Source organism: Haloferax sp. ATB1 (genome assembly GCF_000730175.1).
This window is the reverse complement of the sequence record NZ_JPES01000077.1, coordinates 26,340-47,252: the sequence shown is the minus strand read 5'-3', so window position 1 is coordinate 47,252 and position 20,913 is coordinate 26,340. Positions and strand designations below refer to the sequence as shown.

Annotated in this window: 19 protein-coding genes and 5 pseudogenes; 13 read left to right on the top strand and 11 right to left on the bottom strand. The window is 64.4% G+C overall.

Translation table 11 applies throughout. The features are described 5' to 3' along the window. Positions 1–212: 212 nt before the first annotated feature. Positions 213–1,238: a low specificity L-threonine aldolase gene (locus ATB1_RS12335; protein ID WP_042664049.1), complete on the top strand. Its 1,026-nt coding sequence runs from the start codon at positions 213–215 to the stop codon at positions 1,236–1,238. Between the two features lie 221 nt (positions 1,239–1,459). Here ATB1_RS12335 and ATB1_RS12330 read toward each other — a convergent pair. Then, a pseudogene (locus tag ATB1_RS12330) lies at positions 1,460–2,403 on the bottom strand (cation diffusion facilitator family transporter). A gap of 140 nt (positions 2,404–2,543) precedes the next feature. On the opposite strand from ATB1_RS12330, the gene ATB1_RS12325 reads away from it, so the two are divergent. After that, positions 2,544–3,062, top strand: coding sequence for a metallophosphoesterase (locus ATB1_RS12325; RefSeq protein WP_042664046.1), 519 nt, complete (start codon positions 2,544–2,546; stop codon positions 3,060–3,062). 207 nt (positions 3,063–3,269) lie between these two features. Here the strand turns inward: ATB1_RS12325 and ATB1_RS12320 are convergent. Next, positions 3,270–4,243 (bottom strand): annotated as a pseudogene (locus ATB1_RS12320) (ArsR/SmtB family transcription factor). 96 nt (positions 4,244–4,339) lie between these two features. Here ATB1_RS12320 and ATB1_RS22450 point away from each other — a divergent pair. Genes ATB1_RS22450 through ATB1_RS12305 form a run of 3 tightly spaced genes read left to right on the top strand, consistent with a single transcriptional unit; the run spans position 4,340 to position 6,025 of the window. Continuing rightward, positions 4,340–4,507, top strand: coding sequence for a hypothetical protein (locus ATB1_RS22450; protein WP_167321013.1), 168 nt, complete (start codon positions 4,340–4,342; stop codon positions 4,505–4,507). A gap of 46 nt (positions 4,508–4,553) precedes the next feature. Continuing rightward, positions 4,554–5,753, top strand: a complete 1,200-nt coding sequence (locus tag ATB1_RS12310; RefSeq protein WP_042664041.1) for an inorganic phosphate transporter — start codon at positions 4,554–4,556, stop codon at positions 5,751–5,753. Beyond that, positions 5,750–6,025, top strand: a complete 276-nt coding sequence (locus ATB1_RS12305) for a hypothetical protein (protein WP_042664039.1) — start codon at positions 5,750–5,752, stop codon at positions 6,023–6,025. Before ATB1_RS12310 ends, ATB1_RS12305 begins: the two co-directional genes overlap by 4 nt. 130 nt (positions 6,026–6,155) lie before the next feature. Here the strand turns inward: ATB1_RS12305 and ATB1_RS12300 are convergent, their stop codons facing one another. Then, positions 6,156–7,565, bottom strand: coding sequence for a hemolysin family protein (locus ATB1_RS12300; protein WP_042664037.1), 1,410 nt, complete (start codon positions 7,563–7,565; stop codon positions 6,156–6,158). 235 nt (positions 7,566–7,800) lie between these two features. On the opposite strand from ATB1_RS12300, the gene ATB1_RS12295 reads away from it, so the two are divergent. The 3 genes from ATB1_RS12295 (at position 7,801) to ATB1_RS12285 (ending at position 9,281) form a co-directional block, all read left to right on the top strand. Further along, complete coding sequence (locus tag ATB1_RS12295) at positions 7,801–8,064, top strand: glutathione S-transferase N-terminal domain-containing protein (RefSeq protein ID WP_004968989.1); 264 nt, start codon at positions 7,801–7,803, stop codon at positions 8,062–8,064. Then, on the top strand, positions 8,064–8,570 hold the full coding sequence (locus tag ATB1_RS12290) for a redoxin domain-containing protein (RefSeq protein WP_042664034.1): 507 nt from the start codon (positions 8,064–8,066) through the stop codon (positions 8,568–8,570). The genes ATB1_RS12295 and ATB1_RS12290 overlap by 1 nt, the downstream gene beginning before the upstream one ends. Positions 8,571–8,678: 108 nt before the next feature. After that, complete coding sequence (locus ATB1_RS12285; protein WP_042664033.1) at positions 8,679–9,281, top strand: L-threonylcarbamoyladenylate synthase; 603 nt, start codon at positions 8,679–8,681, stop codon at positions 9,279–9,281. 7 nt (positions 9,282–9,288) lie between these two features. Here ATB1_RS12285 and ATB1_RS24150 read toward each other — a convergent pair. Next, positions 9,289–9,979 (bottom strand): annotated as a pseudogene (locus ATB1_RS24150) (hypothetical protein). A gap of 138 nt (positions 9,980–10,117) precedes the next feature. Between ATB1_RS24150 and ATB1_RS12275 the strand changes: the two are divergent. Both ATB1_RS12275 and ATB1_RS12270 read left to right on the top strand, forming a co-directional pair. Continuing rightward, a pseudogene (locus ATB1_RS12275) lies at positions 10,118–11,735 on the top strand (spermidine synthase). 50 nt (positions 11,736–11,785) lie between these two features. Continuing rightward, positions 11,786–12,598 (top strand): heme-copper oxidase subunit III, encoded by an 813-nt coding sequence (locus ATB1_RS12270; protein WP_042664029.1) that lies wholly within the window; start codon positions 11,786–11,788, stop codon positions 12,596–12,598. Between the two features lie 68 nt (positions 12,599–12,666). Here the strand turns inward: ATB1_RS12270 and ATB1_RS12265 are convergent, their stop codons facing one another. Then, positions 12,667–13,179, bottom strand: a complete 513-nt coding sequence (locus ATB1_RS12265; protein WP_042664027.1) for a hypothetical protein — start codon at positions 13,177–13,179, stop codon at positions 12,667–12,669. After that, positions 13,176–15,451 (bottom strand): annotated as a pseudogene (locus ATB1_RS24385) (DUF6789 family protein). Before ATB1_RS24385 ends, ATB1_RS12265 begins: the two are co-directional and overlap by 4 nt. Positions 15,452–15,639: 188 nt before the next feature. On the opposite strand from ATB1_RS24385, the gene coxB reads away from it, so the two are divergent. Continuing rightward, complete coding sequence (gene coxB, locus ATB1_RS12255; RefSeq protein ID WP_082256392.1) at positions 15,640–16,464, top strand: cytochrome c oxidase subunit II; 825 nt, start codon at positions 15,640–15,642, stop codon at positions 16,462–16,464. Positions 16,465–16,482: 18 nt separating this feature from the next. Here the strand turns inward: coxB and ATB1_RS12250 are convergent, their stop codons facing one another. The 5 genes from ATB1_RS12250 to ATB1_RS12235 form a co-directional block, all read right to left on the bottom strand. Further along, positions 16,483–16,674 (bottom strand): hypothetical protein, encoded by a 192-nt coding sequence (locus ATB1_RS12250; RefSeq protein ID WP_042664023.1) that lies wholly within the window; start codon positions 16,672–16,674, stop codon positions 16,483–16,485. A 310-nt stretch (positions 16,675–16,984) separates the two neighbouring features. Further along, positions 16,985–18,016 carry a tyrosine-type recombinase/integrase gene (locus ATB1_RS12245; RefSeq protein ID WP_004045374.1) on the bottom strand — a complete coding sequence of 344 codons (1,032 nt, stop codon included), beginning with the start codon at positions 18,014–18,016 and terminating at the stop codon, positions 16,985–16,987. Further along, positions 18,013–18,183: a hypothetical protein gene (locus tag ATB1_RS22445; protein ID WP_162471309.1), complete on the bottom strand. Its 171-nt coding sequence runs from the start codon at positions 18,181–18,183 to the stop codon at positions 18,013–18,015. The genes ATB1_RS12245 and ATB1_RS22445 overlap by 4 nt, the downstream gene beginning before the upstream one ends. Next, positions 18,180–18,476, bottom strand: a complete 297-nt coding sequence (locus tag ATB1_RS12240) for a hypothetical protein (protein ID WP_042664018.1) — start codon at positions 18,474–18,476, stop codon at positions 18,180–18,182. Before ATB1_RS12240 ends, ATB1_RS22445 begins: the two co-directional genes overlap by 4 nt. Beyond that, entirely contained in the window at positions 18,473–18,649 is a 177-nt protein-coding gene (locus ATB1_RS12235) for a hypothetical protein (protein ID WP_241768206.1), read from the bottom strand. The genes ATB1_RS12240 and ATB1_RS12235 overlap by 4 nt, the downstream gene beginning before the upstream one ends. A 212-nt stretch (positions 18,650–18,861) precedes the next feature. On the opposite strand from ATB1_RS12235, the gene ATB1_RS12230 reads away from it, so the two are divergent. Together ATB1_RS12230 and ATB1_RS21610 are read left to right on the top strand one after the other, a co-directional pair. After that, positions 18,862–19,149, top strand: a complete 288-nt coding sequence (locus ATB1_RS12230; RefSeq protein WP_013035412.1) for a hypothetical protein — start codon at positions 18,862–18,864, stop codon at positions 19,147–19,149. Between the two features lie 559 nt (positions 19,150–19,708). After that, on the top strand, positions 19,709–20,818 hold the full coding sequence (locus ATB1_RS21610) for a hypothetical protein (protein WP_128081462.1): 1,110 nt from the start codon (positions 19,709–19,711) through the stop codon (positions 20,816–20,818). The last annotated feature ends 95 nt before the right edge of the window (positions 20,819–20,913 follow it).

Here is a 20,913-nt window from a genome sequence, read left to right as displayed (position 1 = left end):
CACCGCGGGCGCGGAGACGACGACGTTGTCGCCGGCCTCGACGCTCGTGGAGTGGTCGACGATGGTCTGTGCGTGCTCGCGGATGCGCGGGTCCATACCGCGTCGTGTGTGTCCCCGGGGCAAACACCTTTCGAAGCGCAAATATTGCGACACCGCGGGGAAACGCCCCGCGGACCATCGTTTATTTCTCCGTCGGCGCGGTCTCTCCGCGCATGATAGACCTCCGAAGCGACACCGTCACGCTCCCGTCCGACGAGATGCGCGAGGCCGCCCGCGACGCCGCCGTCGGCGACGACGTGTACGGCGACGACCCGACCGTGAACGAACTCGAAGCGCGCGCCGCCGAGCTGGTCGGAAAGGAGGCCGCGCTGTTCGTGCCGTCGGGGACGATGGGCAACCAGATCGCCGCCCGCGTCCACGCCGACCCCGGCCAAGAGGCGCTCGTGGACGAGAAGGCGCACGTCTACAAGTGGGAGGTCGGCGGCTTCGCCCAGCTTTCGGGCCTGCAGGTCCGCGCCTACGACGCCGGCGAGCGCGCCGCGCCGACGCCCGAACAGGTCCGCGACCACGCCCGCGAGGAGTCGCTTCACGTCGCCGGCACGGGCGTGCTGTGTCTCGAAAACACCCACAACGCCCGCGGCGGCGTCGCGATTCCGAAAGCCGATATCGACGCCGCGGCAGCGGCGGCTCACGACCTCGGAATTCCCGTCCACCTCGACGGCGCGCGCCTGTTCAACGCCTGCGTCGCCCTCGACGAGGACCCGACGGCGATGGTCGAACACGTGGACACGGTGATGTTCTGTCTCTCGAAGGGGCTCGGCGCGCCCGTCGGCTCGGTGCTCGCCGGTTCTGAGGCGTTCATCGAGGACGCCGTCCGCGTCAGAAAGCAGTTCGGCGGCGGCATGCGACAGGCCGGCATCATCGCCGCGCCGGGGCTCGTCGCGCTCGACAATATCGACCGCCTCGCCGACGACCACGCGAACGCGACGGTCCTCGCCGAGGGTCTCGACGCCGTCCCCGGACTGTCGGTGCCGACGCCCGATACGAACATCGTCGTCGTCGATTCCGAGGGTACCGGGCTGACGGCCGAGGAGTTTGTGAGTCTGTGCGACGACGCGGGCGTCCTCGGTGGGACGTTCGGCGAGTACCACACCCGCTTTACGACGAATCTGAACGTGTCGCGCGCGGAAGTCAAAGAAGCAGTCGAGCGGGTCGCACAGGCGGTCGAAACGCGGTAGGTGTCTTCAGCCAGTCGCAAGCGCGACGACGAACCACAGCACGCCACCGAGGGCGAGTGTGATACCTACCCCCGTTGCCAACTTCCGTTGGAGCTTCTCCGCCTTCGCTGGTGCCTCCACTCCCGGGGCGAAACGAGGTTTTTCGCCGACATCGGCCGCCTGTAGATGTAGCCGCCGGCGGCGACGAACATGACCGAGGGGGCGATTTGCGTGAGGTCCCTCTACAGTTCGGGTTCGATGTAGACGAAGTGGACCCGGTTGTCGGCCGCCTTGAGTTCGGCCTCGATGTCGCTGATGTGGTCGTCTATCTCCTCGGTGTCGAGTTCGGGGTCGAAGCTCACGTCGAGGGCGACGAGGAGTTTCTCGGGGCCGACGTACGACGCGCGGAACTTGTCGATGTGTGCGACGTGGGGGTGCTCGCGGACGAGTCTCCGAATCTCCTGTTCTTCGTCCACGGGGACGCTCTCGCCGATGAGCAGGCGCTTGTTCTCCCACGCGAGCGCGATGGCGAAGCCCATGAGCAGTATCCCGATGAGGAGCGCCGCGCCGGCGTCGAACAGCTCGTTGCCCGTGAGTTCGGTGAGGCCGATGCCGACGAGTGCGAGCATCGCGCCGGCGAGGGCGACGGTGTCCTCGGTGAACGCCGTGAGCGTCGTCACGTCGCTCGTCTCCCGGAACGCCTCCACGAGACCGCTCCACTCGTACTCCTCCATCTGCCGGCGGAGTTCGGCGTTCGCCTTCAGGAAGGCGTAGCTCTCGAAGGCGATTGCGCCGAGGAGGATGGCGACGTTGACCAACACAGGCTCGATTTCGAAGCCGAGCAGGAAGAGCGCCTCACCGCCCCCGCCGTGGCTGGGGTGCATCAGGCGTCGTAGCCGTGTTTGGCTGACTCCCAGCCGGCGATACCGAACAGCATCACGGAGACGAGAAACGAGTAGAAGAACTGCGATTTCCCATAACCGAAGGGGTGCGACTGCGTCTCGTCGCGCTTGCTGTCGCGGATGCCGATGAGGAGGAACACCTGGTTACCGGTGTCGGAGATGGAGTGATACGTTTCGGAGAGCATGGAGGGACTCCCGGTCGCGAGATAGCCGAGGAACTTGAGAATCGCAATCGCCCCGTTCGCGAAGAGCGCGGCGACGACGACGGACGTACTGCCTGCCATATCGTGGGCCACTCCCCCCGCTCGGATAGAGCTACCGACGAGGAACCGAGACACCGCTCGCCGACCGGTCCTGGCCGGCCCCGACCGACACCGACGCCGCAGTCGGTAGGTTTCAATCCCTCCGGGCCCTAGCCCGGCGCATGCTCGTCGTCGTCTCCGATACTCACAGCACGGACGGCCATCGTCTGACTAACCGAACCCTCGACGCGGTCCGCGAGGCCGACCTCGTCGTCCACGCGGGCGACTTCATGCGCGAGTCCGTCCTCGACGCGTTCATCGACGAGGCCGACAGCTTCCTCGCGGTCTACGGCAACAACGACGGTCCCGAGATTCGCGACCGGATTCCAGTCGCGCGAAACGTCACCTACGGCGGCGTCGAGTTCGCGGTGACGCACACCCGCCGCGGCGGGAACACCGCGCTTTCGATGTTCGGCCGCGAGCGCGGGGCCGACGCGGTCATCTTCGGCCACAGCCACCGGCCGGGATTCGACGGCACCGGTCCGATTCCACTCCTCAATCCGGGGAGTCACGCCCAACCGCGAGGGAACCGCAAGGCGCACGCGGAACTGGAGGAACTGCCGGACGGCGGGCTCCGCGGGCGACTCGTCACCGTCGACGGCGACGTCTTCGAGACGTTCCGTATCGTCCCTGACGAGTAACCCAGTGGAGTCCGGCGGAGGGCCGGAAGAATCAGCGGGAACAGGCTGGGGAAGCCTGTTGGGGACAGTCCGAGGCCGCGCGAGACGACGGGGTGAGGGGCAGGGGCACGGATGGCAGTCCCGTCGCCGTTGGGGGCCACGCGCGACCTCGTACTCACTCCTACGGGTGACGGTATCAAATACGCACCGTAAGCTCAAACAACCGTTTTAGTCACGCAGCACGCCCACCGCGACCCACGCGAGAAGCACGGTCAGTCCGCCGAGGAAGAACAGCGTCCCCGGCGAGAGCGACCCGATAGTCTGGGCGAGTCCGCCCGACCCGCTCGTGAGTTGCGCCGCGGTCTCCGTGGCCGTCTGTGCGGCCGTCGTGTCCGGAACCGCCGTCGCGTCGGCGTCGCGGTCGCGGTCTCCGCGGCGGTCCATGTGGCCTCCGTCACCGTCCGCGTCGACTCTGTCGCGGTCTGCGTCGCCTCCGCGGTCTGCGTCGCCGAGTCCGCCGTCGTAGTCGCTTCGGCGATGCTGAACCCGCCGTCGCCGCCGGTCGTCGTCGCGGTTTCGGTAGCTGTCTGCGTCGCGGTCTGCGTCGTCGAGTCCGCCGCAGTCGTCGTGTTGGCTGAATCGGCCTGATAGGTCGCGTTGAGGTCGCCTCCCGACCCGCCGCTTTGGCCGGCTTCGGAACCGCCAGCGCCGTCCGCACCACCGGCCGAGTTGCCGAAGCCGAACGGGAGTACCGACCCGGTTCGAGCGAGCCGGTTTACCACGGCCGCGCCGATACCGAGGACGCCGACCCCGCCGATGAGGCGCGTGAGCGCGCCTTTCAGTCCCTTCGTCTCGTCCTCGCGCCCGGCGACGACGACGAGCGCCCGGTCCGCGGGCGTGTACACCTTCATCTCGCGGCCCTTCTCGGAGTACCTCGTGTCCGCGACTTCGATGAGGCCCGCTTCCGAGAGGTTTCCGAGGTGGTACTGGACGTTCTGGAGGGACGTGTCGACCTCGGTGGCGAGGTCGGAGGGCGTCGCCGGCGACTCGTGGAGCGACGCGAGGACCGACCGGGCGGTCGACGAGGAGATGGCGCCGAGCAGGTCGTCGGCCTCGTCGCTGTCGAGGCCGATAACCTTGGGGTCTCGGTCGTCCCGGTCGTCGTCCGGGTCGCCCGGGCTGGAGGGGATGAGGTCGGCCATCGAATCCGCGTTACTCGCGTTTTCTCATGAGTGTTCGTATTCTTTCACGACCCGTCGCCGAAATTGCTATACCTCGTGCCCGCCGAACCCATCCACATGACCGACCCTTTGGTCGTAGACGGCCTCGTCGACTTTCTCGCGGGGAATCCCGTGTTCGTCGGGCTGCTCGTCGCGTTGTTGCTCTTCGTCTTCTTCGGGTATCTCCTCGTCCGTCGGACGCTCCTCGGCCTGAGCGAGGGGTACGACGAGGCGCGCCGCCGCTGATGGACGGGACAACAGCCGACGCCGACGACCGCCGGGGTGTCGCCCCGTGGTAGCCGCCGCGACGCTCGCCACGTTCGTCGTCGCCGCTCTCGCCAGCCTGTTCATGGCGTGGGCCATCGGCGCGGGGTCGTCGGGGTCGACGCCGTTCGCGCCCGCGGTCGGAGCCAACGCCATCTCAGTGATGCGCGCGGGCTTCATCGTCGGCCTGCTCGGCTTCGCCGGGGCGTTCCTGCAGGGCGCGAACGTCACCAACGCGGTCGGAACGGAACTCATCGGCGGCGTTACGCTGACCGCGGGGGCCGCGGTCGTCGCGCTCCTCACTGCGGCGGTGCTCGTCGCGCTCGGCGTCTTCGCGGGCTACCCCATCGCCACCGCCTTCACCGTCACCGGCGCGGTCGTCGGCGTCGGCCTCGCCATGGGCGGCGACCCCGCGTGGGCGAAGTACCAACAAATCGTCTCGCTGTGGGTTCTCACGCCGTTCGTCGGCGGCGGGGCGTCGTACGCGACCGCCAGACTCCTCCGCGCCGACGGCGTCTCCGAGCAGTGGACCGTCCCCGCGCTCGCCGGAATCGTCGGCCTGCTCGTCGCCAACATGGAGTTCGCGGGGCTCGGCGGCGCGTCGGGTTCGGCCTCGGTCGCCCGGGCCGCTGCAGTCGAACTGACCGACCGCATCGGCCTCGGCGAGACGGTCTGGTTCGTCGCCGCCTCCCTCTTCGTCGCGCTCGTCGCGGCCGCGATCGTCGGTCGCTGGGTGACGACCGACAAGACCCGCGGTCAGCGGCGATTCCTGCTCGTCCTCGGCGGCCTCGTCGCCTTCTCGGCGGGCGGCAGTCAGGTCGGCCTCGCCATCGGGCCGCTCGTTCCCCTGCTGGACGTGGTCGCGGTCCCGCTTCCGGCGCTTCTCGTCGGCGGCGGGGTGGGTCTCCTCGCTGGGTCGTGGACCGGCGCGCCGCGCATGATTAAGGCGCTCGCGCAGGACTACTCCTCGCTCGGGCCGCGGCGCTCCATCGCGGCGATGATTCCCTCGTTCGCCATCGCCCAGACCGCCGTCGCCCTCGGCGTTCCCGTGTCGTTCAACGAGATTATCGTCAGCGCCATCATCGGCTCCGGCTACGCCGCCGGCGGGTCGGGCGTCTCCCGGCGGAAGATGCTGTACACGGTCCTCGCGTGGGTCGGCTCGCTCGCGCTCGCGTTCGGGCTGGGCTACGGCGTCTTTACGCTCGTGTCGAGCGTACTCGGTCTGTGAACGTTCGTGGGATCCGCGTCGCGCTCGCCACCCTCGTTTCTGCCCTCTGGGCCGTCTTCGGCGTCTACCACGTCGCGATGGCGGTCGTGACCGGTATCTCGCTCCGCGGGTTCGCCTTCGGGAGCGTCGGTCTCGGCGCGTTCGCGCTGGCGATTCGCTTCCGCGGGCGGGCGCGACGCCTCGGCGACGGCACCGCCGACGCGACCGGGTTGGCCTTCCTCGCGCTGGCGTCGCTGGTGCTCGTGGTTCTCTCCTTTACGCTCCTCGGGTGACTCACGGCGGACGACGGTTCGAAAACGAGTCCAGTTGGATGTCGGGACGAAACGAGCTCGGATGTCGGGACGAAACGGGATCGGTCGTCGAGACGAACGGGTTCAGTCAGGTCGGACCGGTCAGGACCGATCAGGTGTCGGGCTCGACTTCCGCTTCCTCGTCGCCGCCGTTCTCGTCGTCGCCGCCGTTTCCGTCGGCGGCTTCGATGCCCGCGTTGGTCCGGATGCGCGCTTTCATGATGCGCGTGTTGTCGACCTGCTCGATGCGGATGACGATGTCGTTGTAGCTGATCTCCTCGCCTTCCTCGACGAGGCGGCCGGCGCGGTTGAAGATGAAGCCGGCGAGCGTCTCGAACTCCTCGCCCTCGGGGAGTTCGATGTCGAGCATCTCGTTGACCTCGTCGATGTTGACCTCGCCGCGGACGAGGTAGGTGTTCTCGTCGACCGCCTCGAACGGCTCTTCTTCGTCGCCTTCGAGGATGTCGCCGACGATTTCCTCGACCATGTCTTCGAGGGTGATGAGCCCCTCCGTGGTCCCGAACTCGTCGATGACGACGACCATCTGCATCCGAGTGTCCTGCATCTCGGCCATGAGTTCGTCGACGTTCTTCGACTCGGGGACGTGGAGCGTCGGCGAGACGATGTCTGCGATGCCGACGCCGCGTTCGCCGTAGTACTTCTCGCGGACGAGGTTTCGGATGTTGACGATGCCGATGATGTTGTCGAGGTTACCGTCGTACACGGGGACCCGCTCGTGGTCGGCCTGCACGCACGTCTCGATGGCCTCGTCGATGGTCGCGTCCTTCGGGACGGCGGTCATGTCGAGGCGCGGGGTCATGACCTCCTTGGCGATCGTCGAGTTAAACCGGAAGATGCGGTCGAGCATCTCGCGTTCTTCCTCCTCGATGACGCCCTCGCGCTCGCCCGTCTCGATGAGATTCTGAATCTCGTCGCGGGTGACGTAGGTCGTCTCGATGGCGGTCTGACCGCCGGTGACCTTGTTGATGACGCGGGTCAGGTAGTCGAAGAAGACGACGAGCGGGAGCAACAGCAGCTCGGCGTACTTGAGGGGCCGCGCGATTCGGAGCGCCCACGACTCGGTGTTTTCGACCGCGTAGGACTTCGGCGCGCTCTCGCCGAACAGCAGGACGACCGCCGTAATCCCGAACGTCGCGATTGCGACCGCCTCTCCCTGTTGGAAGCCGACGAAGACGAGCAGTCCGGTCGATATCGAGGACATCGCGATGTTCGCGATGTTGTTTCCAACCAGAATAGTCACGAGAAGCCGGTGCGGGTCGTCTTTGAGCGCTTTCACCCGCTCCGCGCCCGGCACACCGTCTTCGACCATCGAGTCGACGCGGTGTTTTGCGAGCGAGAACATCGCAATCTCGGACGAGGAGAAGAACGCCGAGAGGCCGATCAGGACGATGATTCCGATCACGCCGAGGACCGTTATCGTCGTATCGTCCAGCGGAATGTTCGAGACCTGTGCGGCCGCGAGTGTCGTGGCTGGTGGTAACTGTAGCGGCGGCAAACCCATGTAACTACACTGTCTTGCGCGGGACCGGAATTAAGAGTTGCCCTCGAACCCCTCTCGGTCGGCGTCTCGTCCGCCCTCGTCGACCCCGTTGGCGAACCGCGAGAACGCCGATTCGATGCCCCCGGCTCGGCGTGACACCGTCTAGCTGGCCGAGGCGGTACGTCGCCGAACCGATATTGCGGCGCGGATGCCCGCGAGCGAAGGGCTTAGGCGACGCTCTTCCCAACAGCCGCCCATGTCCGACGAGCAACCGGCGATTACGCTGTACCGACTGCAGGCGTGCCCGTACTGCGAGCGGGTCGTCCGCACGCTCGACGAGCAGGGTCTCGCCTACCAGTCGCGGTTCGTCGAGCCGATGCACTCCGACCGGAACGTCGTCAAGCGCGTCTCGGGCAAGCGCTCGGTTCCGGCCATCGTGGACGACAACACCGGCGTCACGATGTCCGAGTCGGCGAACATCGTCGAGTACCTCGAAAACACCTACGGGGAGGGAGCCTGATGGTCGACTTCGACGTCGTCGACCTCCCCGAGCACGACGCGCCGGAACCGGGCGACACCGCCCCGGACTTCACCCGTCCGCTCGTCAACGACGAGTTCTGGGAGGACGCGTCCCTCTCCGACGTCGCCGCCGACGGCCCCGTCCTCCTCGTGTTCCACACGATGGCGGGCGCGTTCCCGGCGACGTACGTCTGGAACGAACTCCGCGACCGCGGCGTCCCGGAGGACGTGCAGGCGGTCGGCGTCTCCATCTCGTCGCCCTACGAGCACAAGTCGTTCCTCGAAGAACGCGACGTGGACGCCCGCCTGTTCTCTGACCCCGCGGCCGGCGTCGCGGCCGACTACGACCTCGAACACGACCTCGACGGGATGACCGGCGTCACCGAACACCGCCCCGCCGTGTTCCTCCTCGACGAGGAGCGAACGGTCCAGTACCGCTGGGTCGCCGACGAGTGGCCGGACTTCCCGGACTACGAGGAACTCGCGGACGCGCTCGCCGGCCTGTAGGCCACGCGCTCGATTCCCGCCGCGCCGTCCTGCGCTGCCCCGCTTCTCCGCCCCGCACGGAATCGCCGTTTCGTCACGCTTTTTCGCCCGTTGCGCGTCAGTTCGTCCATGAGTGACGACGACGTACAGCGTGCCGCCGACGCCATTCGCCGCGGCGAGGCGGTCGTCTATCCGACCGAGACGGTCTACGGCATGGGCGCGGACGCGACGAACGCCGACGCGGTCGAACGCGTCTTCGACATCAAGGGCCGCGACCGAGACAAACCGCTCTCCGCCGGCTTCCCCGACGTGGACGCCGCGCTGGCGCACGTCGTCGCCGACGAGCGCGAGGAGACGTTCATGCGCCGGTTCCTCCCCGGTCCGGTGACGGTCGTCGTGGAGCGACGCGACAGTCTGCCGGACGCGCTCGTCGCCGGGAAAGAGCGCGTCGGCGTCCGCGTTCCCGACCACGAACTCGCCTTGGACCTCTTCCGCGCGGCCGGGACACCCGTCACGGCGACCAGCGCCAACCGCTCCGGAACCGGGAGCATCACGCATCCCTCGCAGCTCTCCGACGAGATTCGGGACGCCGTCGCCGTCGTCCTCGACGGTGGGACGACCCCCGGCACCGAGAGCACCGTCGTCGACCCCGGTCGCGGCGTCGTCCACCGCCGCGGCGCGATGGCAGACGATATCGAGGCGTGGTTAGACGAACACGCCGCCGACGCGTAGCCTAACCTCACCGGCCGAGTAGCGACGCCAACGACCACGTTTTCACCCCGCACCGCTCCCGATAGGCGCACGACTCGCACTTCGAGGAGTCGCGGAGCCGCGACGGGACGAAATCGAGGTTGCGGGCGACGCGGAGCGCCCGGCGGTAGGCCGCCTTGTTCCCGGTCGTGAGCCTGACCGTCCGGACGACGCCGACTCTCGGGTACTCGACCAGCGCCCGCGGTATCGACGTTTCGCGCTCCCACGCGAGCGCCTTCGCCAGCGCGACGGCCCTGACGCGCTGCGGTTCCCAGACGCCGTGCTCGGGCGGTTCGCCCGGCGAGACGAGCGACGGAACCGGCGGTTGGCCGGCCATCGTCGCCGTCGTCGGGCGACCGCACGAGTTTGTGCGCGATGCCGCGGCAGTCTTTCCCCGCGAGGAGCACGTCGCGGGCGACGGGGTCGGTGAGCGCGTCCCAGTCGTCGCGCTCGCGGAGGCGAGCGAGGTTCTCGCGGTACGCCGACGCTGACACCGAAATCGGTCGGGCCGCGAGTTCGTCGGCGGGGCCGTCGAGCAGGGCGGGATACTCGAAGGCGAGCGCGCGAACGTCGCGAACCGCGGGCGGCGGCGCTCGGTCGTCGTCGCGGCGGGCGTAGTAGAGTTGTCGCGGACAGTACGCGGCGCGGGCGAGGTCGGACGCGGCGACGAGGGAGGACACGGGACGGGCTGGCCCCGTCATCAGATAAGAAGGTTCGCGCGAGTGCGTCGCGGAGCCGGCGGGGTCGACCACCCCTACGCGTCGTCCGGCTCGCCGCCGTGCGTGAATTAATACGGCCGCGCCCCTTGGCATACTGACATGGCATCGACCGCCGCCGGCTCGTGGCTCCGGATGACGCGTCCCGAACTTGCGGTGTTCGTCTCCGGGGTCACGAGCATGGGCTTGGAGATTCTCGCCGGTCGGATGGTCGCCCCCGAGTTCGGTAGCAGCATCTACACGTGGGGGAGCATCATCGGCGTCTTCCTCGCGGCGCTGAGCCTCGGTTACCACCGCGGCGGGCAGCGGGCCGCAGCGGCGTCGAACGGCGCGCTCGTCCGCGTCTTCATCGGCACCGCGGCCTACATCGCGGGCGTCATCCTCCTCGGCGACCTGTTCATCCAGTCGACGGCGAGCCTCCCGCTCCCGAGCCGATTCGCGTCGCTCCCGGCGATTACGCTCCTGTTCGGCCCGCCGACCTACTTCCTCGGCTTCATCAGTCCCTACGCGGCCGAACTCTCCGGGCGGTCCGACGTGGGCGCGGCGTCGGGCCACGTCTACGCCGTCGGCACCGTCGGCAGCATCATCGGCGCGTTCGCCACCACCTACTTCCTCATCCCCTCGCTGAGCGTCACCAACATCGGGCTGGTCTTCGGACTCATCTCGGTCGTGACGGCGCTCGCGCTCGCCCGGCCAAACATCGGCCGCGACGAGGCGGTCTGGAGCGTCAGTATCGCCGCCCTCCTCGTCCTCGCGTCGCTGACCGGCGGCGTCGGTCTCGACTCCCGCGGCACGACGGTCTACCACACCCAGACCGCCTATCAGGAGCTCCGCGTCGCCGACGCGGGCGGAACGCGGACGCTCTACCTCGACGGCCAGCCCCACAGCGCGATGGACCTCGACGACCCGACGCGCCACGTCTTCGACTACACCTCGTACTTCCACGTCCCCTTCCTGTTGTCCGACGACATCGACCGGGTGCTGTTCGTCGGCGGCGGCGGGTTCACCGGCCCGCGCGTGTTTCTTGGAGAAGTATCCGAACGTGACCGTCGACGTGGTCGAACTCGACCCCGAGGTCGTCTCCGTCGCCGAGGAGTACTTCGGCGTCGAGGAGTCGCCGCGGCTCAACGTCCACACGATGGACGGCCGGCAGTACCTCAGAGAGACGAACCGGACGTACGACCTCATCGTCCTCGACGCCTACCGGAAGGACAAGGTCCCGTTCCAGTTGACGACTCAGGAGTTCATGCAGCTCACGTCGGACCGCCTCGACGAGGACGGCGTCCTGTTCGCCAACATCATCTCCGCGCCGAGCGGCCCGGCCTCGCAGTTCTACCGCGCGGAGTACAAGACGATGCAGTCGGTCTACCCGCAGGTGTACAGCTTCCCCACCGCGGGGAGCGTCGTCGTCCAGAATATCGAGGTCGTGGCGACGAAAGACGAGACGCTCGTGACGGCCGAGGAGCTACAGGCGCGTAATCAGCGCCGCGACATCGGCATCGACCTCGCGGCCGAACTCACGTCCTACCGGAACGACGAACCCACCGGCGACGTGCCGCTTCTCACTGACGACCGCGCGCCCGTCGACAGCCTCTTGGACCCGATGGTCGGCCAGCGCTACGTCGTCCAGCGGACGAACGAGACGAACGAGAGCGAAGCAGACGCCGCCGCCGTCGATGCGCCTCCGGTCACCCCGTTTGTCACGGTGGCCCGCGCCTGACGACCCCGTCGTCCGGGTGTTTATTGTGACCCGAGACCCACCGGTTTCGCATGGGACTGAGCGACACCGCGGTCGGGTCGGCGACCGGCGAACACGAACACACGAGTCGGTGGCCGCTTGTCACCGCCGGCGGTGCCGCTGGACTGTACGCCGGTGCCGGCCTCTTTCTCGTGGGCTCGTCCCTCGTGCCGACCGCAATTCCGCTCGTTCTCGTCGGCCTCGGCGTCCTCGGATTCCTCGGCGGCATCGCCGGGTGGACGTACGAGGCGTTTCTGGCCGACTACTGGGACGCCTCGACGACCGACCGCGAGCCGATGTACGTCAGCGGGATGGTGCTGTTTCTCGTCTCCGACGTGGCGACGTTCCTCGCGGGGTTCGTCTACTACGGGTTCATCCGCGTCGGAACGTGGCCCCCGACCGAACTCCCGCACCTACTCGGTTCGCTCGTCCTCGTGAACACGCTCTTGTTGGTCGTGAGCAGCGTCACGCTCCACTACGGCCACCACGCCCTCGAAGCCGGTAATCGCCGCGGCTTCCTCGGCGGCATGGCCGCGACGGTCGTCCTCGGCGTCGTGTTCCTCGGCGGGCAGGTGCTCGAGTATTACGAGTTCATCGCGGAAGAGGGGTTCACGCTCACGAGCGGCGCGTTCGCCAGCGCCTTCTACGGTCTCACGGGCCTTCACGGCCTGCACGTCTCGCTCGGTGTCCTGCTCCTGATACTCGTCTTCGGGCGCGCGCTCCGCGGGCAGTACACGGCGGAGCGGGACACGTCGGTTCGGACGGTCGCCCTCTATTGGCACTTCGTGGACGTGGTCTGGATATTCCTCGTCGCCGTCGTCTACGTCGGCGCGGAACTCGGCTGAGGCGACTGGGGAGATGGCTGGAGAAGATTGAGGTGTCCGCGGCGACGGCGGCCCTGCGCCGCCTCCTCTCACTCCGCGCCTTCTTCGAGCGCGACCAGTTTTCGATACGCGGGCGGCGTCAGGATGCCGATGCCCCCGAGGGCGATTGCGAACACGCCCAGCGGCAGTTGGAGCGGCGCGGCCACGAAACAGGGGTTCTCGGCGACGACGGTCGTGTAGTGGCGCTCGCCCTCGTAGGTGACGAGGCTCCCGTTCAGGAACGCGCCGTAGTGTGGGAACTCGCCGTCGACGCGGGACTCTCCGACTGAGTCGTCGAGGGCGTCCCTGAACGCCTCCTGTTCGGCCTCCGAGAGGTCCTCGTAGGCGAACCGCGTCAGATTCGGTCGCGGGTCCTCACCGAAACGGGCCGTGGTCTCTTCGGGCGAATCGACCGCGATAGTGGGCGTCCCGCAGGTCGTGATGTCGTCCTGAATCACGTCGTACGTGGCGGGGACGGCCGCGGCGATGCCGACGGCGACGAGCAACACGCCGAGGAAAGGTGCGATGTAGGTAAACAGCACCGAATCGCCGCTCCGACTCATTTTCCACCTCCCAGCGCGGCCCGCTGTCTCGACCGCAGGTACTGGAAGGTGACGGTCAGCCCGAGCCCGTACGACCAGTGGGCGACGAGGCCGAACGCGAGGTAGCCGACGAGACCGAGTCCCTGCTGGCCGGTGTAGAACGCCACGACGAACCCGGTCCAGATGAGCGTCGAGAACACCAGTCCGCGTTCGAAGAGCAACCGCCCGGGCAGGAACTCGCGGAAGGCGAGGAAGAGAAGCGGCCACGTGACCGTGCCGCCGACGAGAAAGAGGAGGGAGCCGAGGACGGGACTCGCCGGGAGCCCGACGAGTTCCGCGATTTCACCGAACGAGGCCGGGTCGAGCACGTCGATGAACACCGCCGTCCCGAGGCCGCCGGTCATGAGGAGCGTGCCGACGATGCCGCCGACGGCGGCCGCCGAAGCCTTCCGAGACACGTCCTGAATGACCGAGCCGACACCGCCCGCCAGCCCCTCCGGTTCCGCGGACGGGTCGAACGACCGCCGAACCGACGACGGCGTGGCCGGCGACAGTCCGTACTGCGCGACCATCCGGGATTCGAACCACTGCCACTCCTTCGTGAACTGCCTCGTCGCCTTGAGGTTCCACGGGTCAGTCGTTTCGACCGGCGCGCCTCGCCAGTACGAGACCACGACGTTGTAGAGCCACAGCAGGACGCTCAGCCCGATGACGTACGCGCCGACGGTCGCAATCTGGTTTGCGAACTGGTACTCCGGTGGGTAGATTGCCTGCCGCCGCGGCAGGCCGACCCCGCCGATGATGAGGAGCGTCATGAAGGTCACGAGCGACCCGACAATCATGAGCACGGCCTGGAACTTCGCCAGCCGCGTGTCGTACCAGCGGCCGGTCATGAGCGGATACCAGTAGTAGCTCGCGGCGACCATCATGAACGGGATGATGCCGACGACGATGAGGTGGAAGTGGCCGACCACGTAGTACGTGCCGTGGTAGAGGATGTCGACGGGGATGACCGCCAGAAACACGCCGGTGACGCCGCCGATGATGAACGTCGAGATACTGCCCGCACAGAGCATGAACGGGGCGCTCATCCGGATGTCGCCTTCCCACATCGTCGCCAGCCAGTTGAAGACCTTGATGGCGCTGGGGACGGCGATTGCGATGGAGACGGCCATGAACGACGCCTTGATTCGGGGGTCGACGCCCGTGACGAACATGTGGTGCGCCCAGACCCCGAACGAGAGGACGCCGAGGCCGAGCGTCGAGTAGACGATAAAGCGGTAGCCGAAGAGCTTCCGCCCGACGAACTTCGGGAGAATCGTGCTCATGAGCCCGTTGCGGGGAGGAACAGGATGTAGACCTCCGGGTGGCCCCAGAACCAAAACAGGTGTTGCCACAGAATCGCGCCGCCGCCTTCGACGGCGAAGAACGTCGTCCCGAAGTTGCGGTCGAGGAGGAGCATGACGAGCGCGCTCCCGAGAAGCGGGAATGCGAACAGCGCGAGTCCGCTCGTCACGAGGATGTTCCACGAGAAGATGTCGAGGTTCGCCCACGTCACGTTCTCGCCGCGCTCGTGGACGATAGTCACGATGAAGTTGAGAGCCCCGACGGTCGTCGAAATACCGCTGAGATGGAGGCCGAGAAGCAACAGGTCGAGCTGTGGGTTCTGACTCTGTACCGAAAGCGGCGCGTAGAGCGTCCAGCCGACGCCGACCTCGCGGAGGCTGAGGAAGAACCGAATCGTCTCCTCCGGGAAGAACAGGCCGAGAAACTGGCCGCCGACCTGGACGAAGAGCCCCATCCGGACAAGCAACAGTGCGGGCGGGAGGAGCCAAAACCCGATGGCGTTGACGCGGGGAAACGCCATGTCGTCCGCGCCGATGAGAAGCGGGATGAAGTAGTTCGCGATGCCGAAGAACACGGGAAGCACGAAGAAGATGAGCATCGTCAGCCCGTGCGTCGTAAAGAGCGCGTTGTAGGTCTCCGGCGTCCAGATATCCGCGGGCGGGGTGAGAAGTTCCGTTCGGAGCATCATCGCGTCGATACCGCCCCAGACGCCAGCGAGCGTCCCGAAGAGGATGTAGAGGATACCGATTTCGCGGTGGTCAGTCGTCGTCAGGATGCGGAGCAGTTGTCTCTGGAACCGTCCAAGTTCGGCGCTGATGCTCTCTTGGATGGTCGCGCCACCGTCGCTCTCGATGGTCTTCTCGCGTCGGAGTCGCACCCACAACGCTCCGACCGAGAACACGACGAGCGCGAGCGCGGCCATCTCGACGAGTGCTCTGCTCGTCATCGGGTCGACTCACCGCCCTTCGTACCGATGGAGAGACCCGCAGTGAGTGCCATTACGTGACGTTCACTGTGACCGGAAATAAAACTAGGTTGCACGGGATGAACCGGTGCGACAAACCGAACTGTCTCGAAAAACCAACAGACAGCGGTGACCAACCTATTTGGCCCTTCGCGTGGTAGCCCGACTCAATGAGTCGCCTTCGGCCGCTCGTCAAATTCGCTCTCGTTGCGATGGCTCTCGCGCTCGTGGCGGCACCGGTCGCCGCGCAGTCTATCAATCGCGCGGCGATTGACGAACTCAACACGCAGCTACTCTACGTCGCCCTCCCGCTCACGCTGTTCGTGGAGTTGGTCCTCTTCTACGCCATCTATCGCTTCCGCAACAACGACGACCCGAAGCCCACCACCGACGACCCCGCACTGGAGATTACGTGGACTGTGGCGACGGCGGTCATCCTCGTCTTCGTCGGTATCTCCGGCTACTACGTCCTCACGAACCCCTACCTCACGCCCGCTGTCGCCGCCGCTTCGGGCGATGACACCGCCGACATGGAGGTCGAAGTCGTCGCGTACCAGTGGGGCTGGGAGTTCCGCTATCCAGAGGAGAACATCACCACGCAGAACCGCCTCGTCATCCCGCAGGACAGAGACGTACGTCTCGTGATGGAGTCCGAGGACGTCATCCACTCGATATACGTCCCCGGCCTCGGCGTCAAACAGGACATCTTCCCCAGTCAGGAGCAGGTCGCACGCACTCGCGCGACCCAGACCGGCGAGTACGACCTCTACTGCGCCGAACTCTGTGGAACGGGACACAGCAGGATGCACGGGCAGGTCGTCGTGATGACCCAATCGGAGTACGAGTCGTGGGTCGACGCGAAGGCCGCTTCGAGTGGCACTGCGACAGTCGAATCGGCGACGAACAACTCGACGGCATCGGCGGTAGCGAGGAATCCCTCCTCGACGCCGGCGTCGACGACGACCGACGCCGCGGTCCGTCCACCCACCGCGTAACGCTCGCGGGGGACCCGGCTATCCCGTTCTGTCGAGCGCCCTGCGGTACGCTCGCGGTCCCGCCACGGCGGCAGTTCCTAACACCATGAGCATCGCGCCGGTTTCGAGTCGCTGGCTGCTGGTGCTACCGGTCGCGATGAGGCCCGTGATGAGCAGGACTCCCGCGAGGAACATGAGGCCGCCGAGAACGTCGAGTGGTTGAATTGACACCGTAATCGAGTGGATTCCCGCTCACCGCAAAAATCTTCTCGCCGCCGTCCCGTGGGACCGGGCCGCCGACTGTTTGCGACGGAGTTTGCGTGTCTCTCGGACGCGTTGGATGCTCGAGTGTCGCGTTCGCGTCGAAACACGTCGCCGGGGTAAAACCGAGTTGAGACTCCTCTCTGTTGGGGTGGGAAGTAGCAGCAAAACGGGTTGTTTTATTTATAAACCCAATGGGACCGCCCGGGCTGTCCTTACCCATCAGTAGCCGACTCTCCACTACCTCTATCGGTCGAACTGAGATATTCCTACTCATGGCTCACTCAATCCGGAGTTTGTCCAGGTGAGGACGGCGGCGAAGCTCCATCCGTTCGCGCTGGGACGCTTTGTCGTAATGCTGTTCAATAACCTCCTGAGACGCATTCACGCGCTCCGCGGTCACCTCCGCAGGGAACCCGCGATCTCTGTGCCACGTAATCGACCCCGTTCGAATGTGGTGCGGTGATCGAGAAGACGGACACTTGCTACCCTGTGTGTATGACCCCGCGAACTCGCAGGAATCTTTCTCGTACTCGTGCGGGCACGGACCGGCAACACACGGCTGCGTCGCCTGATACATCCACCCCCGAAAGCCGTTCTTCGAGATACGAGTCCCGTGGTGCGTCACGAACAGCGGAGAGCGACCAAAGTCGTCGTGACCGTCTGGCCGGAACTTCTCGATGTAGGTGTTCAGCGACTCGACGACCTCCGGCAAGAGCGAAACCGTACGTTCGCCATTCATCTGATTCTTCAGCGGCGTCTCGGACTCCGGTCGGTGGACGAACTCGACATACTGCTCATCGGGGTAGTAGTCGCGCAGATCGAGCCCACGAAGGGCACCAAGACGAGCGCCCGTGTGCCACGCGAGTTCGAGAACCGCGTGGAACCGAGTCCCGCGGACGCTACTGTGTGACCGGTAGTACCGAAGCAATCGAAGCGCGTCGTCGGGAACCAACATCGTGTCTCGCGACCGCTCCGACATCGGGACACTCGGCACGTGGACCTTCTTCGAGAGACCGTCTTCGACCGCCTCGATGCGCTCGAGGTACTCGATGAACCCGAGTAGCGTCTCCATCTCGCCATGGAGAGTAGGTGAGGCGATACCCTGACCGGCGCGAAAGGCCTCGAACTGCTCGAACGTCCATCCGTTCAGGTCAGAGACGCGTTCGATATTCTGGTCCTCACACCATTCGACCCAGAGTTTCAGACGGTACCTGTAGGTCTTGATGCTCGACTCCGAGAGTTCCGTCCCACGACGGTCAAGATAGCGGCGAACGGCCTCGCGGGGCTTGAGTTCTGAGGGTCCGTTCATGGCTCACCCCACCCGTCGAAGACAGACATGGCGCATCGCCAATGCAGGTAGTAGTCGTCGACATCGTTCCGGTCGGCGGTGAACCTGTACTCCGCTTCGACAGAGACGTAGTCCTCAGACGGATCGACTTCCATCCGACAGACCGCACACGTTGGGTAGTACGTCATCTGCATCCTCCGTCGTGCTCGGGGCAGACCGGAACCATTCGCGGATAATACTCGTCTTCGGTCGAGAGATCGAAGCCGTCGCACTCCGTCGGCTCCAGAACTCGCCCGCAGAAGTGACACTCAACCCACTCGGTCAGCGGATCGATGAACGCAGGACGAGTAGAATCGGCCTGCCCGCCGTCGGTCACGAGCTGACGTTCGACGCGGCGGCACTCAGAACAATGACCGTCGTCGTCGAGACCGCGGAGTCTGTCACACGCGCGGCAGGGACGCCTGCACGCGGAGTGGCTCATCTGTCGACCTCCAGCGCCGCGCACTTCCGACAGACGCTCAGGCGAGTCTCGGCATCGACGCCGACCGCCGGGCGGAGGAGACAGACCTCACACGTGGACTCGTCGCTCTTATCAAACTGTGCTGCATCGGTCGCTATGCGGGTGGTAACACCCGTGGTTTTGGCTTCCGTCATGGCTATTGACGGACCCTCCCTGAGAGCGGTGCTGGACCCACCGCGCTCAGGGCCTACAAAAATCATCTCCAGCCGACGGTGTCTCTCAGGGTTCCGTGAGTCTACCATAACACTAACTGTGCATAAATGCACCGTTAGTTTGAGAACAGATGTTTGGATTGCTAAAGCACGATTCGTCGGCGATAGACCAAACCAGCGTATACGTACACGTAATGAGAAAGTCTGCATCGTGGATGACGATATGGGACGACCGAATCCTCGAGTGGGCACGGGAACACGAGTCGGCGAGCGCCGCCGCGATGAAAGACACCGAATACTTCCAGGTATCTCGTTCGTCGCTCTCACGGCGGCTCTCGAAGCTCAACGAGAAGGGGCTACTCCAGCACCTCGGTAATGGTGTCTACGTCATCACGGCTACCGGCGAAAGCTATCTCGAAGGCGAACTCAGCGCTGAAGAGCTGAACGGCGAGAATGGCGAAGAGGGCTCTGCGTCTGCGTGACTCAATCTGAGATGCGGAAGTCAGGCGACTGGATGACCATCTGGGATGATCGGATTCTCGAGTATCTCCTCGAGAACGACTGGGGTTCACCAGATACGATTCACTGGGAGCTTGGTGAGGAGACGACTCTACATCAAGTGAGAGAACGGTGCCGTGTACTGAGTCATGCCGGTTTGGCGGCACCCTTCATCGACGACGCCGATGCCGATATGTTCGAGATTACTGTGTGGGGACGACTGTATCTCGAAGGAAAAGTGAATGCGAGTTTGATTCGGCCAATCCCGAAGCCAAGGCCGCCAGATAAGGTTAGACCGATGCAACCTCTCGGAGGAAAACTGTGACCAGTGCGACCGAACCAAGTTTACTAACGGTCATTGTTGGTATTGCTTCGATTAGTGCAGCACTTCTTGCGATATACCAGTTTACGTTTCGTCGACCATCGTTATCCGTATCTCAGAACGTTTCTTCCATCCGTCGATCAGGTGGCTCAATAATCGGCCATGCTAAATTTGGAATCCAGAATTCTGGCTGGCGACCCGCAGAAGACGTCTTTCTCCGAGTGGAATTCCCTACTTGGGAATTCGATTCAGATGGTACCACATCTTCCAATGAGCCAATTGATGTAGAATATTCTGAGAATGGGTATCTTGGTGCCAAGGGGTCAATACACAGGCTTACAATTGACGGTGCAGTCCATTCTGGAGGCGATTACAGGCTCTTTTCAGGAAAACTGGAGTTAGAGCCATTTAGAAAATATGAAATTGGGTATGAAATTTCATGTTCACACCATGGACCGCGAAGTGGTGAAATCATACTTCAGACTGGGTATGATACAATTAGTGCGACACACCATCCGCCTAGATTTTGGAGAGCATGGAAGGGTAGATTATGGGCTATCGGGAAGTCCAATTTTACATGGCTCATTCATAGGTCTCTTGAGAGAATCCCACTAGATGGCGTTTTCTCCGACTCAAAAGTTCGGTCTCAATGGGTCATTGCTGGGAAACCAAATCCATTTGAAGAATTCTGGGTTCCAACTGCTGAAGTCGTATTTGATACGGAACTAGACGAACCGATTTCCGCTGAAGCGATTGGAACTCTTTACGATACCCGAGCGAGCAAATGTCAAGATGCTGCACTTGCAACCGTCAAATACAGTATTGTCTCTATTTCGCCACGAGAAGTGTGGTTCGCAGTCCCATCTGAGTTCTACAGGACTGTAGGAGTCCATTTCAGATACACATCTGAAATTGATCACCTTTCAAAACTACCATGGAGAATCTCACCCAATCTTGAGCCATTCAGTTTGCATCCGCAGTCTGACTTGGAAATCGAGTGGGACACGAAAATTGGCTACCCTGACTTAGGGGATCAAAGAGGATTTGAGGTGGTGGATAAGGATTTATCAGTATCTGAATTCGGAGGACGGACCCGTGTCACCGTTACGGGCTCAGTAAAGAATACAAATAGTTACTCTAATCCGTTTTTTGTTGTTGCGAAGGTGTACGATAGTTCTGGACGTGTCGTTGCAACACCGTACGAACGTGAGAAGATGGGCTCGAGATCGGAAACAAAATTCAAGATTTCCACCGCTATCGGACTGTCAATGAGTACTATTGACTCCTGTGAGATTCAACTCCAGAGAACAATCGGGAGAGAAAAGAATTAGTCCAATCTCAATTCACCAGGAACCACCCCCGTACCAACGAGAGACACAATTTATGTGTCCGGTGTTGGAAGGTCACTCTATCTATCAATGTCCGC